This is a genomic window from Polaribacter batillariae (assembly GCF_017498485.1).
In the GTDB taxonomy this organism is placed as follows: domain Bacteria; phylum Bacteroidota; class Bacteroidia; order Flavobacteriales; family Flavobacteriaceae; genus Polaribacter; species Polaribacter batillariae.
The window spans coordinates 2,260,890-2,274,559 of sequence record NZ_CP071795.1; the positions used below are offsets into that span (position 1 = coordinate 2,260,890).

The 13,670-nt window shown below is 29.4% G+C and carries 16 protein-coding genes; 5 read left to right on the forward strand and 11 right to left on the reverse strand.

Translation table 11 applies throughout. The features are described 5' to 3' along the window. Window positions 1–29: 29 nt before the first annotated feature. Together JL193_RS09880 and JL193_RS09885 are read right to left on the reverse strand one after the other, a co-directional pair. The gene (locus JL193_RS09880; protein WP_207973431.1) at window positions 30–650 is read right to left on the reverse strand and encodes an IS630 family transposase; all 621 of its coding nucleotides are present in this window, start codon (window positions 648–650) and stop codon (window positions 30–32) included. After that, complete coding sequence (locus JL193_RS09885) at window positions 595–1,098, reverse strand: helix-turn-helix domain-containing protein (RefSeq protein ID WP_207970553.1); 504 nt, start codon at window positions 1,096–1,098, stop codon at window positions 595–597. Before JL193_RS09885 ends, JL193_RS09880 begins: the two co-directional genes overlap by 56 nt. Window positions 1,099–1,194: 96 nt before the next feature. Here JL193_RS09885 and JL193_RS09890 point away from each other — a divergent pair, with 96 nt between their 5' ends. Beyond that, window positions 1,195–1,638: a DUF5929 domain-containing protein gene (locus JL193_RS09890; protein WP_207970652.1), complete on the forward strand. Its 444-nt coding sequence runs from the start codon at window positions 1,195–1,197 to the stop codon at window positions 1,636–1,638. 345 nt (window positions 1,639–1,983) lie between these two features. Here JL193_RS09890 and JL193_RS09895 read toward each other — a convergent pair whose 3' ends face one another. Continuing rightward, window positions 1,984–2,619 carry an outer membrane beta-barrel protein gene (locus JL193_RS09895; protein ID WP_207970653.1) on the reverse strand — a complete coding sequence of 212 codons (636 nt, stop codon included), beginning with the start codon at window positions 2,617–2,619 and terminating at the stop codon, window positions 1,984–1,986. A gap of 364 nt (window positions 2,620–2,983) precedes the next feature. On the opposite strand from JL193_RS09895, the gene JL193_RS09900 reads away from it, so the two are divergent. Then, on the forward strand, window positions 2,984–3,541 hold the full coding sequence (locus JL193_RS09900) for a DUF5929 domain-containing protein (protein ID WP_207970654.1): 558 nt from the start codon (window positions 2,984–2,986) through the stop codon (window positions 3,539–3,541). 148 nt (window positions 3,542–3,689) lie between these two features. Here the strand turns inward: JL193_RS09900 and JL193_RS09905 are convergent, their stop codons facing one another. The 8 genes from JL193_RS09905 to JL193_RS09940 form a co-directional block, all read right to left on the reverse strand. After that, window positions 3,690–4,031, reverse strand: coding sequence for a hypothetical protein (locus tag JL193_RS09905; protein ID WP_207970655.1), 342 nt, complete (start codon window positions 4,029–4,031; stop codon window positions 3,690–3,692). A 125-nt stretch (window positions 4,032–4,156) separates the two neighbouring features. Next, window positions 4,157–4,399 carry a hypothetical protein gene (locus tag JL193_RS09910; RefSeq protein WP_207970656.1) on the reverse strand — a complete coding sequence of 81 codons (243 nt, stop codon included), beginning with the start codon at window positions 4,397–4,399 and terminating at the stop codon, window positions 4,157–4,159. A gap of 248 nt (window positions 4,400–4,647) precedes the next feature. Beyond that, window positions 4,648–4,980 (reverse strand): aldose epimerase family protein, encoded by a 333-nt coding sequence (locus JL193_RS09915; protein ID WP_207970657.1) that lies wholly within the window; start codon window positions 4,978–4,980, stop codon window positions 4,648–4,650. After that, entirely contained in the window at window positions 4,961–5,197 is a 237-nt protein-coding gene (locus tag JL193_RS09920; protein ID WP_207970658.1) for an aldose epimerase family protein, read from the reverse strand. The genes JL193_RS09915 and JL193_RS09920 overlap by 20 nt, the downstream gene beginning before the upstream one ends. Before the next feature lie 1,099 nt (window positions 5,198–6,296). After that, a complete protein-coding gene (locus JL193_RS09925) occupies window positions 6,297–6,716 on the reverse strand; it encodes a hypothetical protein (protein WP_207970659.1) in 420 nt (139 codons plus the stop codon). Further along, window positions 6,697–7,212, reverse strand: coding sequence for a GFO_1088 family ECF-type sigma factor (locus JL193_RS09930; RefSeq protein ID WP_207970660.1), 516 nt, complete (start codon window positions 7,210–7,212; stop codon window positions 6,697–6,699). The genes JL193_RS09925 and JL193_RS09930 overlap by 20 nt, the downstream gene beginning before the upstream one ends. Window positions 7,213–7,570: 358 nt before the next feature. Further along, window positions 7,571–8,761: a DUF1501 domain-containing protein gene (locus JL193_RS09935; protein WP_207970661.1), complete on the reverse strand. Its 1,191-nt coding sequence runs from the start codon at window positions 8,759–8,761 to the stop codon at window positions 7,571–7,573. Between the two features lie 37 nt (window positions 8,762–8,798). Then, the gene (locus tag JL193_RS09940; RefSeq protein WP_207970662.1) at window positions 8,799–10,175 is read right to left on the reverse strand and encodes a DUF1800 domain-containing protein; all 1,377 of its coding nucleotides are present in this window, start codon (window positions 10,173–10,175) and stop codon (window positions 8,799–8,801) included. A gap of 149 nt (window positions 10,176–10,324) precedes the next feature. Here JL193_RS09940 and JL193_RS09945 point away from each other — a divergent pair, with 149 nt between their 5' ends. The 3 genes from JL193_RS09945 (at window position 10,325) to JL193_RS09955 (ending at window position 13,665) form a co-directional block, all read left to right on the forward strand. Further along, the gene (locus tag JL193_RS09945; protein ID WP_207970663.1) at window positions 10,325–10,783 is read left to right on the forward strand and encodes a (2Fe-2S)-binding protein; all 459 of its coding nucleotides are present in this window, start codon (window positions 10,325–10,327) and stop codon (window positions 10,781–10,783) included. Between the two features lies 1 nt (window position 10,784). Further along, the gene (locus JL193_RS09950) at window positions 10,785–12,938 is read left to right on the forward strand and encodes a xanthine dehydrogenase family protein molybdopterin-binding subunit (RefSeq protein WP_207970664.1); all 2,154 of its coding nucleotides are present in this window, start codon (window positions 10,785–10,787) and stop codon (window positions 12,936–12,938) included. Window positions 12,939–13,149: 211 nt separating this feature from the next. Then, the gene (locus JL193_RS09955; protein WP_207970665.1) at window positions 13,150–13,665 is read left to right on the forward strand and encodes a helix-turn-helix domain-containing protein; all 516 of its coding nucleotides are present in this window, start codon (window positions 13,150–13,152) and stop codon (window positions 13,663–13,665) included. Window positions 13,666–13,670 lie beyond the last annotated feature (5 nt).

The following is a 13,670-nucleotide window of genomic DNA, read 5'->3' on the forward strand; positions in this document are numbered from 1 at the left end:
TTGATAAATGATATTAAATATAATACCATTTAAACATTAAAAACGTTATAAAAAGATTTTAGATAAAATTCATATCCGGTTATAGACTTAATGGTCTTATTATCCATTTGATAAACTAGGTGCTCTATTTTGGATTCTAGTATATCTAAAGTGTCATAAATTTTCATTGCAATTTTACTTTTAAGGTATTGCCAAACTTTTTCAGCTGGATTTAGTTCAGGGCAATATGCAGGGATAGGTAATAAAATAATATTATCAGGCAATTTTACATCTTTAGTAGAGTGGAAAGCTGCATTGTCAATAATTACAATTTTTAGTTCCAAAGGATTACAGGCACTTAAGTCTGTTAAATACTCAATAAAAAAGTCTTTACACACAGTATCTGTTAGCATGCAGAAACTCTCACCGGTAATGGGTGAAAAACTTCCCCATAGCCATTTACTCTGATAACTATGTTTGTACTTTGCTATAGGTTTAACGCCTTTAGCTGTAATGACTCTTTTTTGTTTGGTGATTAATCCAAAACGAGATTCATCTTGAAAAAATAAATTGACCGATTCAAAGTTATTTTTATTTAGTTTTGTTCTAAATAATTTAAAAGTTTTTTCTAGGTTTTTTAAAAACCATTTCGGCTTTCGGGTCTTTTTTATAGTGTGACTTTCTTGATACTTTTAGCTTAGACTTATGTTTTCGCCTACAATGTGCATAAAGTGCACCATAATTTATTATCTCTGATAAATCTTCGGCTATACGAGCTTGTAACTCTATATAGGAAGTTATGGTGGTATCGCTATTAGATAATGTCTTGGAGATATAGGCTTTTGCTCTATCTGAAATATGAACGGTATTATTACCTCCGCTATGTATTTCTAATAAATTTGAAAGGCCTCCTGTTTCATAGTCTTTAATCCAATTGCCTATGGTGGTTGGACGTCTGCCAAGCTTCTTTGCGATCGCATTACGATAGATGTATTTCCCGGACTTTATGTAGTATAACATTTTTAAACGATCTCTTCGTAATTCTGTAGTGGTAGACTCATATAGTTTTCGCAATTCAACAGATTCTTCTTTAATGGATAAGGTAATTTTCTTTGGCATATTGAAAGATAATAAATTTTACCTCGAAAGATAATAAATATTATCTTGAATTCAAAGTTTAAATGGTATAATTATTGGACTTTTTAAATATTCATTTTGGTATTAGACGATGTTCAAATTAGTTATAACAGCAACTCTTTTATTGTTACAGAATACATTTATTTAGGCTTAGAAAAGCAAGAAAAATACTATCCTTTAGAGAAAACAATCATCCATTTTAAGAACAATGGCAAACACGATATAGTTAAAGAATTTCTTTTTGAGCCCCCAAAATTCGATGCAGAAATTATCTACCATATGTATTATAATTGCAATGCCATTGTTAAAAAAATAGAAGAAAACAAACCCCTTTCTAAAACTGAATATTTAGATGTTTTAAGACTGCCAACCAATTATTTAATTTGTTATTTACACGGTTTTTTAGACGTTGCAGAGCATTTGAAAAAAGCAAAGCACTACATTAAAAATTTAGAAGATAAAACAACTTATATTAATTATAAAGAAGCCATGCGTGTGATAAGGAAGGTGCAGTATAATTGAGTTGGTTCGTTTAACGGTTTTGTATAAGATTAGTTGCGTGTTTAAGCATTAGAGTTAGCAAATAAATCACAGATAGAAAGTGATGTGCACCCAAAAGTTTAGACAAATTTATAATTAATTTTTATATTTTGTTGTGCACAGTTTTTATATACTAAAATTATATATATTAATTAGTTGGTTAAAATTTATTTCTATCGGTAAACTAAATAAAGATTCCTTAATGGTAATTCTATAGTTAAAAGTTCCATCTTTATTTATATAATACTTTTTGCCTCTTCCTTCGCTATTGCTGTTTGTATTCTATTAATCCATTCGAATATTTCAAATCTTAAATATTAAGAAAAATCAAAAAAAGTAGGTAACTCCTATAAATAAATTTGTGAAACCGAAATTTGCATCAAAAAATTTATTTTTATCATATGCTTCTCCTTCTTGATTTTTATATTTATTTTCTCTATATCCTATAAAACCAATATTAGAGTTTAAGGCGATGTTTTTAGTTAAAAAATAAAATATACCAGGTCTTATTCCAAAAGATTTATTTATTAAGTCAGATTGCACTTGTCTTTGGCTATAAAATGACTCACCATAAAAAATGCTAAAGAAAGCATCTAAAGTGAAAGAAAAATTACTATTTACAGGAAAATATTTTTTAATATAGGGTGAAAAAGAATAACCTTTAAATTCATTATCCCAAGATTGATTTGGATTAAAATTACTACTTTCATTTCTATCTGATTTAGAGTAACCCAAACTAATACCAATTTCTATATTTGATTGATTAAATAGGTAACCCACTTTTGTATTTAGACTAAAAGAGTATCCTAAATTATCATCAATTATATTTCCAGAATTGTCAGATCCTTCAAATTTTTGAGATGAATAATTGAAATCTCCCCCAATTAAAAAACGTCCTTTTTTTTGAGCTAATAAAAAATTACAAGTCAGTAAAATAGCAAATATTAAAATATTTTTTTTCATATTCATATAATTATTTTTAAATTTATAGCAAACTTAAAAATAAAAAACTGTTTCCCCAATTTTGGTAAAGGTTTATTTAATAAATTACATTACTTAATATTTTCTCTGAAATATAAGTGATTAATTTTAAAATAGATGATGTTATTTCTTATCGTGGTTTCATTCTTGGTAAAATAATTTATCTTGAGTTAAGTTGTAAAACAGAATTTTTAATTGGGCACAACTATAATGATATGAAACGTTTCAATGTTTTATATCAGAAGTTAAACGAAGATAGTAGTTTTTTTCAAGAAAGTCAAGTTCACAAACTCTAATAAACCTCAACAGCATAAGAAGAACAAAACTCCTCTTTGGGTTTTAAAATTTGTATGCCTTCTTTGTGTTGTGTTGGGCTGGAGAAAGTAAAATTATAAATGGTAAAGAATTTTTCTCTAGAGTAGATATAGAGTTGATAAACGAACAAGTAAAACTCTTTTTCTCTGCTTTAGACGATGTTCAAATTAGTTATAACAGCAACTCTTTTATTGTTACAGAATACATTTATTTAGGCTTAGAAAAGCAAGAAAAATACTATCCTTTAGAGAAAACAATTATCCATTTTAAGAACAATGGCAAACATGATATAGTTAAAGAATTTCTTTTTGAGCCCCCAAAATTCGATGCAGAAATTATCTACCATATGTATTATAATTGCAATGCCATTGTTAAAAAAATAGAAGAAAACAAACCCCTTTCTAAAACTGAATATTTAGATGTTTTAAGACTGCCAACCAATTATTTAATTTGTTATTTACACGGTTTTTTAGACGTTGCAGAGCATTTGAAAAAAGCAAAGCACTACATTAAAAATTTAGAAGATAAAACAACTTATATTAATTATAAAGAAGCCATGCGTGTGATAAGGAAGGTGCAGTATAATTGAGTTGGTTCGTTTAACGGTTTTGTTTATGGAAAGTAGCAGAATAAAAGTTATATTCTTTTCAATTTATAAAAAATAATAACAGAAAAGAACGAAACTTTTAGCTTAGCTCTTAACTGCTATTTTTTATATACCGTGTTATGGGCTTTTTTTAAATCAACCCTTGTTCTTCCAATTCTTTTTTTAGAGTGCGATATGTTTTTAATTTTCGTTCATTTTCTAAAGTACGATTTTTTTTCCTTACCTCTTTTGGTAATGAATTTTTCGGTATATCTTTAACTTTAATTGTCAGTTCGTCACCTACTTTTAATTGAGACTTATACCAGTCTAATGCTTCTTCGTTTCCTTTTTCAGAAGTATTAAGTCCAGTAAAATCCAAATCAATGGAATCTATAAATTCGTCAGATAACTTTGTTAGAATTATTGATACAACTCCATTTTCCAATGCAGCAGAAATCTTCTTTTTATTAATATTTAATTCAAATCCTATCATAATATTTTTTTAACAATTCCAATAACCTTGAACTATACAAAAATGAAGACAATCTCCACAGTTACTATTTGAGGTATAAAGTTTACAACTAACATATTCAGCAATACATTCTGACCTAGTTATTACTAAATAATACCTACTATACCAGTAACTATTCCTGCAACAGCTTCTCCAATAGGAGTTGGTTCAGCTAGAGCTAATGTCCACATTGTTCCAAAAGCACTAGGGTCATTCCACCAACTACCATCACCACCACTTTCAGATTGAGCATAAGCTAAATTAAAACCAAATTTTAAACGCGAAAGAGTTAACCCATTTTCAATACCTTCTGGTTTTCCCGAAATTAGTCCTTTTTTTTGCCATCTCATTGATTTCTTTTAACCATAATGTTCGTTTAATTGCCCATAACTATTAATGATATAAAACGTTTCAATGTTTTATATCAGAAGTTAAACGAAGATAGTGTTTTTTTTTAAGAAAGTCAAGTTCACAAACTCTAATAAACCTCAACAGCATAAGAAGAACGAAACTCCTTTTTGGGTTTTAAAATTTGTATGCCTTCTTTTTGTGTGAATTCTCTATTATGATAAACGTCGTCTGCAACAACATACCAGGATCAATGGCAATAAATGGCGTCTTCGGGTCTTTTTGAGACATAAGGGAAATTTTTAAAATGAATTGTAAAAAACGGTTCTTTTGTAAGTTTGTGAACCAAAGTTGCTTTCGAAAACGGATTCGGATTAAACACCAAAGTACCTTCAATAAAAGTGCTGTCTTTAATTTGTAAAACGCCACCTTTATCGAAAAACTGAGTATAAGTATCTACAAACAAACTACTTTCTTTATCTCTGGATTTTGGCATTGTATTATTATTATTATCAAAAACAAGCTGATATTCATCTCTCTTTTGCCCTATTTTTAGAGGAATATTAAAAAGCTGGATGTCCACCAATTGAAAAATATAAATCTTCTTTTTCTGCAGGATTTTCCACAAAATAATTTACGTCTAAACTATTTCCATGAATAACATATTCGATTTGTAATTTAAATTCAAAAGGATATTGTTTTCTGCTATTTTCTGATGAAAGCAACTCAAAAGTAAGACTTGTTGCCGTTTTTTTAACCAAATTGAAGTCACTTTTCCAACCAAAACTATGAAAATTCATTTTGTATAAAGAATCTTTATATATAAATTCATGGTCTTTTTAATCTTCCAACTATTGGGAATAAAATGATTGCCAACTGTTCTTAATGTTCTTAATTTTTTTATTATGTAAATAATATTCTATAAACATAAGTGTTTAAAAGAAGCTTGTCAACCCCTGAAGACCGTATATTTTTTGCATCCCTGAATTCAGGGATGCTTATCCCTGAGCTCAGGGATAACGAGTTTTTAATTATCTAATTATAAGTTATTTATAAAACCTTTTTTTCAACCTAAATTATATTCAAAAAATGGTTTTAAAAATACCGAGAATTGTAAAAATGCCGATTATTGTTTTAAAGTGAGGTTATTTGTAAATTTTAACTATAAGGTTTTACCAACCAATATTATTTCTAGAGCTAATTAAATAATTCGAATAACAGTGAAGTTGTAATAAACAATTATTAGTAAGTTTTTATTGATTTACATACTTAGCTTCCGTTCTGAAAGCACTGAATTTACAGATGTTTTCAAGCTAATTAGAAAAGACTAAAAAATATCGTACATATTAAATTAAAGACCTGTTAATGAGCATTAAAGTAGATAATTTACATCGAACTTATGTTATTTATTAGTTTTTATAATAATAACACCATTTAAAGCCTTGTATTGTTTTATTGCTTCCTTTCCTTTTAATACTTCCATAGACTTAATATTTTGAGGAGATAGATTCGATAATGTTGCTTTGTCTGCAACTTTTCCATTAATAATTACAAGCGGTTCTTTTTTACCAGTTGTTGTTTTTTCGTCAATAGTAAGGTTTTGTTTAATGTTTTTTTTCGTTTTAATTAAAATAACACCATTTGGAGCTTTGTATGTTTTTAAAGTTTTTTCGTCTTTTAGAATATTTATAGATTCAATTTTAGTTTGATCAAGTAAATTAACAATGGCATAATTATACTTTATTCCGTCTATATAAACATCTGGTTTTTTCTCTTTTTTTATTTCAACTTTTAATTTGTCTTGTGCAGAAAAATGAGCAATAGATATACAGGATACAAAAATTGCAATGAGTATTTTTTCATAATTTAGTTTTAAATGATTAATAATATTCGTAAAAATTATTTTGATTCTAAGTAAACAATAACCATGTTGTCTTCATAAAAAATTTGCTGTTTTTTTACGATATTTTCTTCAGGAAACATGGATAAAGCTTCGTTTAATAAAGCTTCGTTTTTTTTATATTTTATTTTATTCGTGTAATTATAAATGAATACCGATAAAAATAAAACGACAGACGCTGCAATTCCAGAAAAACGAATTAATTTTTGTCTTTTCTTTTTTTCTTTATTTCGAATGGCATTCCAAACAGAATCTTTTAAATTAGAAGGAATTTCTGCTTTATTTTTTTTCACATAAGCTGCCCATTTTTCTATTTCTGGAGTTCTATTTTTACTGTTAAAAAGCAATTTTTCTTCTTCAAGTGTCGTTTTAGCAGTAAAATACTTATCTTTTAAATCATCAGATTTTTGGATATTCATAATTATATATTTTAGTTAATTGTACACCAACTTGTTTTCTGGCTCTCGATAATAAAACCCTAACATGTGCTATTTTTTGATTTGTAATAATGGCTATTTCTTTAAATTCGAAACCATCAAGATCTCTCAACAACATTACTTCCGCTTGTTTTGGGGGTAATTCTTTTAAAATTTTTTTAACATTTTCGGTAAGTTCTCTCCATTCAATTTGATGCAAATTCGTATCCGATTCTACTCTTTTCAATTGATACTCAGAGGAATTAAAATTCGGCTTTTTTTTCTTTAAAAGATCGAAACAATAATTGCGTGCTGTTAAAAACACAAAACCAGGAATATTAGGGTGATTTCGAATTTTTTTACGTTTATCCCAAAGTTTTATCATTATTTCTTGAACAGCATCTTCGGAGCTTTCGTGATTTTGAAGCATTCGATAAACCATTCTATAAACTTGATCTGAGAGTGAAAGTATTTTATTTTCGAAATCTTTTGTTTTCATCTTATATTTAGAGTAACGAATATTCTTGAAAAGTATAACAAGATTTAGAAAAAAAGGCGCTTTATTATGGTAATTTTAAATAACAAATGGCATTATACTTGCTAATTCTGCATCTAAAAAAATTACAGAAACCGTTACTACGTCTTTAGATTTCGTTTATTTTTGACATTAGTTATCGAAAAAAGTTACGCAATAACAACAAAATTTAGAGAAACCATCAAAAGAAGAACAAAGAACAGCGATTAAGAATAAAAACCCGGAAATTAAGCAAACCAACCGAAAAAATTAAAATTCCTTTATTTAGATAATTTAAGAAAAAACAGCCTCAATAATCTGCAGATTATTAGCACTCTTTGCTTTAAACAAACCTCAATTTAGAAAACGATTTATTTAAAATAGCTTTATCATTTACTTGCAACCATTTGTCTAAAATGGTGGCGTAGATTTCTCTAAAATCAATTTTATACTTTAAGTTTCCATTGGCATCTAAATCGCTTAAATTTGGCAAATTATTATACAAACCTTGCTTCTTTAAATTTTTACCAATTACAAAAACATTATTTGCAGCTCCATGGTCTGTTCCTTGAGATTCGTTTTGTTTTACACGTCTTCCAAATTCAGAAAAAGTAAGAATTAAAACATCATCGAAATGGTTGTTTTTCTGTAAATCTTCCACAAAAATTTCCATACTTTCTGCATAGGTTTGTAACAATCTTGCTTGTGTATTGGGCTGATTTGCATGCGTATCAAAACCTGTTAAGCCTGCATAATACACCTGTGTTTCTAAACCAGAATTTATAAATTGAGAAATGGTTTTTAGCTGTTTTCCGAACAAGTTTTTAGGATAATTGTTAGCAGCAGATTTTGTTTTTGTCTTCTCGAAAATGTATTTTGCAGACGATTTTGCATCAATTAAAGTATTGTACAAATAGCCTAAATTATGCTCACTTAAATGCGCATCTAAATTATGATTGATTACATTTTTAAAAAACGGTTCACGAAGTGAATTATACAGCGTTTTAGCATCTGTAACTGCCAATCCGTTTTGCGTTTTTCCCTTTAATAATAAAGACAAAGACTCATCTACTTCTATGGCTTTTAAAGGGTTTTCTTTGGTAAAATCTAAATATCTTCCTACCCAACCACTTTGTAAATATTCGTTACTATCACTGGCAGTTTGCCAAATATCTGTAGATCTAAAATGCGATAAATTAGGGTTCGGATATCCCACATTATTAATAATACTTACAAAACCTTTATCATATAAATTTTGTAACGATTTTAAACTTTTGTGTAGCCCAACTTCATCAGTAATTTTTAAAAGTTCGTTTTCTTTTAAGGCAATATTTTTTCTTTGTTGATGGTAGATATCGTTCCTAAAAGGCACTACAGTATTTAAACCATCATTACCCCCTTTTAACTGAATAATTACTACTTTTTTATGACTAAAAGTCTTTGGAAGCTGCTGTTCAAAAGCTTTTAAAAACTGCGGAACAAAAAACATTCCAGAGGCAAAAGAAGTCTGTTTTAAAAAATCTCTACGTTTCATAATATTATATTTTGTCATCTCGAGTGCAGTCGAGAGCTTAGCAAAGTTGGTATTCTGGAATAGACATTAACTGAATGCAAAAATCCTTTTTTGGAATGTTTGCATTTTTTAACAATAATTCTTTGGTTCCAGAAAGTATTTTGTTGGTTAACAACAAGGAAATGAGTTTGTTATTCGATTCTTTTTTATAATTTTTCTCAAACGAATTCCAATCTACTGTTGTTTTTATGTACCCTTTTCTTTTTAGTTTTTTCGATTTTAAGTCGTTAACCATTGCTTCTTCGTCTCCAGTATCTGAATATGTAATTGCAGTATTATTCAATAAAATAGAAGGCAAACGCAAACGCCTAACCAAGGTGTTAGAATCTATCCAATTTTTACCAGTTTGCCAACCAGCCACGTTGGGTGGTCGCATTAAAACTTGCCCCAAAAGTTTCTGAATTAATAAAATTTGCTTTGGTTTTTTAAAATTAAAAGGAACCACTGTGTAAATTCCTGCTAAAAATTCTATAGGCGATTTTATTTTAGTCCAAATATTTTCATCATCATAAAACCAATTAGAAAGCAACACAAAACGCATTAATTTCTCGATATTATACTCTTTGTAAAAAACAGCAACCATTTGATCGATATGATTTTTGTTAATGTTTTCATTTACAAAATAGCGATATATTTTTTCTGAAATAAATCGTGCACATTGTTCTTTTTCGAGAATTATATCAATAATATCGTCTCCAGTAAAATTGCCAGTTTTTCCAAAAAATGTTTTCTCATTTTTGTCATGATGATATTTTCTCATCACAAATTTTCCTCTAAAATTATGATTGTAACCCGTAAATGCTCTGGCAGCTTCTTTAATATCGGTTTCTGTATAATTTCCTTGTCCTAATGTAAAAAGCTCCATTAATTCTCTGGCGAAATTTTCATTCGGACTTTTCTTTCGGTTCTGTTTGTTGTTTAAATAACCTAACATGGCAGCTTCTTTGGAAATTTTTTTTGTAAAATCGCTAAAATTTCCAAAAGCATTTTCTCGTAAAACGTTGTTGTAATTTTGAATAAACAACACATTATTTCTACTCTCACACACAAAATGATTTGCCCAAAACAACGTCATTTTTTCTCTAAAAATTGCTGTCGGATTTAAAATACGATAAAACCACGCAACAGAAAAATCATTTACTTTTTCTCTGTTTATTTTTTGAAGTGCACGCTTTTTATCTTGGTCTTTTAGATCTTTTGGTTGTATATCTTTTAAAAAAGAGGTATCAATTTTTAGGGGTGTTATTTTTTCGGAGGATGAAAAAATTTCATCTACAATCTGCTGTTTACTTTTTTTAGACAAACGAGCCATTTCTTTTGGTGTAATACCAAAACCAATTCTGTTATACAAATGTTGTATGTGTACTAATTTCATATTGCTTAGACTTCAAAAACTAAATATAGTTTAAATAGTATTTGTTTTTTTTGTTAAAATGATAAAAAAAACGAAAATGTTTTCAATATTAAAAAAAACGAAGTTTAAAATTTTGTAACTTACCTCAGTATTTTTTAAAATATCTATTTATGCCAAACTACACTTTAAATATTAACGGAAAAAACAGGGCTGTTTCTGTAGATGAAGACACCCCTTTATTATGGGTTTTAAGAGACGAACTCGATTTAGTAGGTACAAAATTTGGTTGCGGAATTGCACAATGTGGCGCTTGCACAGTGCATATAGATGGAGTTGCCACCAGAAGTTGCCAAATGCAAGTTTCAGTTTTAAATGATGTAAAAATTACAACCATAGAAGGCTTGTCTAAAAACGGGAAACACCCAGTACAAGAAGCTTGGAAAGAAATAGATGTACCACAATGTGGCTATTGCCAAGCAGGACAAATTATGACAGCTTCTGCATTTTTAGCAGAAAATAAAAACCCTACTGACGAAGAAATTAGAGAAGCAATGCATGGCAATATTTGTAGGTGCGCTTCTTACAATAGAATAGAAAAAGCAGTAAAATTAGCATCTAAAAACCTATAAAATGAAACTACATAAAAAAGATAATTTTAGCAGAAGAGGGTTTTTAAAAACCTCTGTTTTGGCAAGTGGAGGTTTATTAATTGGTTTTAACCTATTAACAGCTTGTAAAAAAGAGGCAGAAATGCCAGTAGATATTGCCAATTTAAACTTTAACGATTTTAATGCTTTTATTAAAATTTCAGATGAAGGTTATGTAACTATTTTTTCGCCAAATCCAGAAATAGGACAAGGTGTAAAAACCTCTATGCCAATGATTATTGCTGAAGAATTAGATGTAGAATGGAAAAATGTAACAGTAGCTCAAGGAATTTTAGATACTAAAAATTATACAAGACAAGTTGCTGGCGGAAGCCAATCTATACGTCAAGGTTGGGATGCTTTAAGGCAAACAGGCGCAACTGCAAAACAAATGTTGGTAAATGCAGCCGCAAAAAAATGGAATGTAGATGCAACCACTTTAAAAGCTTCAAAAGGAATTATAACTAACGAAAAAGGAGAAAAATTAGGTTATGGAGCTGTTGTAAAAGAAGCTGCTTTACTAGAAGTTCCAGAAAAAGTACAACTAAAAGAAACCAAAGATTTTACCATTATTGGTCAAGATGCTATAAATGTAGATATTGATAAAATTATTACAGGAGAACCGCTTTTTGGTTTAGACTATAAAACTGAAGGAATGGTGTATGCCTCTGTTTTAAGACCACCAGCTTTTGGACAAAAATTAGATACCTATGATGATGCCAAAGCAAAAGCTGTAAATGGAGTTTCTGATGTATTAAAATTTGGAGATAAAATTGCAGTTTTGGCAAGTTCTACTTGGGCAGCAATGAAAAGTAAAAAAGCACTTTCTGCGACTTGGAAAACAGATTCGAAAGCAGAAAGTACAGAAAAACACGACAAAATTTTAAACAAAATTTTAGACGGAAAAGATTTTGACGTTCGAAGAGAAGATGGAAATATAAAAAAGGCATTTTCAACAGCAGATAAAGTAATTGAAAGAACCTATAATTCGCCATTTTTACCACACAATTGTATGGAACCCATGAACTTTTATGCAGATGTTACTGCAGATAAAATTCATTTAGTGGGTCCAATTCAAACACCACAATGGACTGCAAACAGAGTTGCAAAATTATTAGAAAGAAAAGTGGAAGAAATTCATTTAGAAATGACAAGAATGGGTGGTGGTTTTGGAAGAAGATTGTATGGCGATTTTGCTTTGGAAGCTGCAGAAATTTCTAATCTGGCAAAAAAACCAATAAAAGTTGTCTTTTCGAGAGAAGACGACATGACTGCGGGAATTTACAGACCAGCCATAAAATACAGAATAAAAGCATCTTTAAAAGATGGAAAAGTTACAGGATATCACTTAAAAGAAGCTGCTATTAACGGAAACATGTATGGTTTAATTCCAAATTTTTTCCCTGCGGGTTGTATTCCAAATTACAAGGTAGAAACGGGCAATTATAAAAGCAACATAACCACAGGAGCTTGGAGAGCACCATATACCAATTTTTTAGCCTTTGCTGAGCAAAGTTTCTTTGACGAATTGGCGACAGAATTAAATGTAGATGCCATTCAATTACGTTTAGATTTGCTTCAAAATGTAAAAAATACAGACGATAAAAGAATCGAGTATTCTGGACAAAGAATGGAAGACACCATTAAGTTGGTAAGAGAAAAATCGAATTGGGGTAAAAATACTAAAGGAACTTACCAAGGTTTTGCTGCTTATTATAGCCATAATACACATGTTGCAGAAGTTGCAGAAATAGAATTAAAAGATGGGTTTCCCATAATTAAAAAAGTAACAGTTGCAGTAGATTGTGGTGTGGTGGTAAACCCAACAGGAGCAAGAAACCAAGTAGAAGGTGGTGTAATCGATGGAATTGGACATGCCATGTATGCCGATTTTTCTTTTAAAGATGGAAAACCAGCATATAAAAACTTCGATAAATATAGGTTGATAAGAATGGGCGAAACTCCGAAAGTGGACGTTTATTTTGTTGAAAATAATTTATCGCCAACAGGTTTAGGAGAACCAGGTTTACCACCTGCTGGTGGTGCAGTTGCCAATGCAATTAATGCTGCTTTAGGAAAGAGAATGTACAGCCAGCCTTTTGTAAACGAGATAAAGAAAAGTAATCTTTTAGGGTAAATTTTTCTCGAAATACATTTTATAAATAGCAAAAAATCTCAAGATAAAATACCTTGAGATTTTTATTTTCTTTTTCTATTTTTTTATGTGTTCTACACGATAGTGGCTAATGAAAAATCATTATACCAAAATGAATATTTTTTTAGACTAATATTTGGTTTTAATTATTATTTTTCGTAAATTAGACTATTAATTAATTCATTATAAAAAGATGGCATTACCAAAACAAATTATAGTAAAAGAGAGTATTAAAGAATTAAAATCATTACAAAAAAAGAGCAAAGCTTTATTTATTCCACGACTTAGAATGCTACAAGTCATTAAAGAACATAAAGAGCCACTATCTAAAAACGCTTTAGCTAAATTAGTTGGGGTAAATCATAACAGTATTCAAAGATGGCGAACGATGTATCTTAATGGTGGTTTAAAAGGACTGCTTGCTCATAAGACCACAGCCTCTGCTCCCTTTATGTTTACCAAGCAAGAACGAGAGAAAATTTATGCTAAGCTAAGTGATCCCAAATCAGGTATTCGCGGTTATAAAGAATTGTTGATTTGGGTAGAAGAAGAATTTGGAAAAACAGTGAAATATAATAGTCTTATGGTATTCTGTCGTAATCAATTTGGTACCAAGATAAAAGTAGCTCGTAAATCACATATCAAAAAGGATGCTAAAGCTGTGGATACTTTTAAAAAAACTTTGGTCGTATTTGCCAACAAGCCGTAAAAGAA

Excerpts from the sequence above, each read along its gene's own strand:
- JL193_RS09905 (WP_207970655.1), bottom strand. The coding sequence starts at position 4,031 with ATGATAGGATTTGAATTAAATATTAATAAAAAGAAGATTTCTGCTGCA.
- JL193_RS09955 (WP_207970665.1), top strand. The coding sequence starts at position 13,150 with ATGGCATTACCAAAACAAATTATAGTAAAAGAGAGTATTAAAGAATTA.
- JL193_RS09910 (WP_207970656.1), bottom strand. The coding sequence starts at position 4,399 with ATGAGATGGCAAAAAAAAGGACTAATTTCGGGAAAACCAGAAGGTATT.
- JL193_RS09950 (WP_207970664.1), top strand. The coding sequence starts at position 10,785 with ATGAAACTACATAAAAAAGATAATTTTAGCAGAAGAGGGTTTTTAAAA.
- JL193_RS09945 (WP_207970663.1), top strand. The coding sequence starts at position 10,325 with ATGCCAAACTACACTTTAAATATTAACGGAAAAAACAGGGCTGTTTCT.
- JL193_RS09920 (WP_207970658.1), bottom strand. The coding sequence starts at position 5,197 with ATGAATTTTCATAGTTTTGGTTGGAAAAGTGACTTCAATTTGGTTAAA.
- JL193_RS09940 (WP_207970662.1), bottom strand. The coding sequence starts at position 10,175 with ATGAAATTAGTACACATACAACATTTGTATAACAGAATTGGTTTTGGT.
- JL193_RS09925 (WP_207970659.1), bottom strand. The coding sequence starts at position 6,716 with ATGAATATCCAAAAATCTGATGATTTAAAAGATAAGTATTTTACTGCT.
- JL193_RS09885 (WP_207970553.1), bottom strand. The coding sequence starts at position 1,098 with ATGCCAAAGAAAATTACCTTATCCATTAAAGAAGAATCTGTTGAATTG.
- JL193_RS09935 (WP_207970661.1), bottom strand. The coding sequence starts at position 8,761 with ATGAAACGTAGAGATTTTTTAAAACAGACTTCTTTTGCCTCTGGAATG.
- JL193_RS09930 (WP_207970660.1), bottom strand. The coding sequence starts at position 7,212 with ATGAAAACAAAAGATTTCGAAAATAAAATACTTTCACTCTCAGATCAA.
- JL193_RS09895 (WP_207970653.1), bottom strand. The coding sequence starts at position 2,619 with ATGAAAAAAAATATTTTAATATTTGCTATTTTACTGACTTGTAATTTT.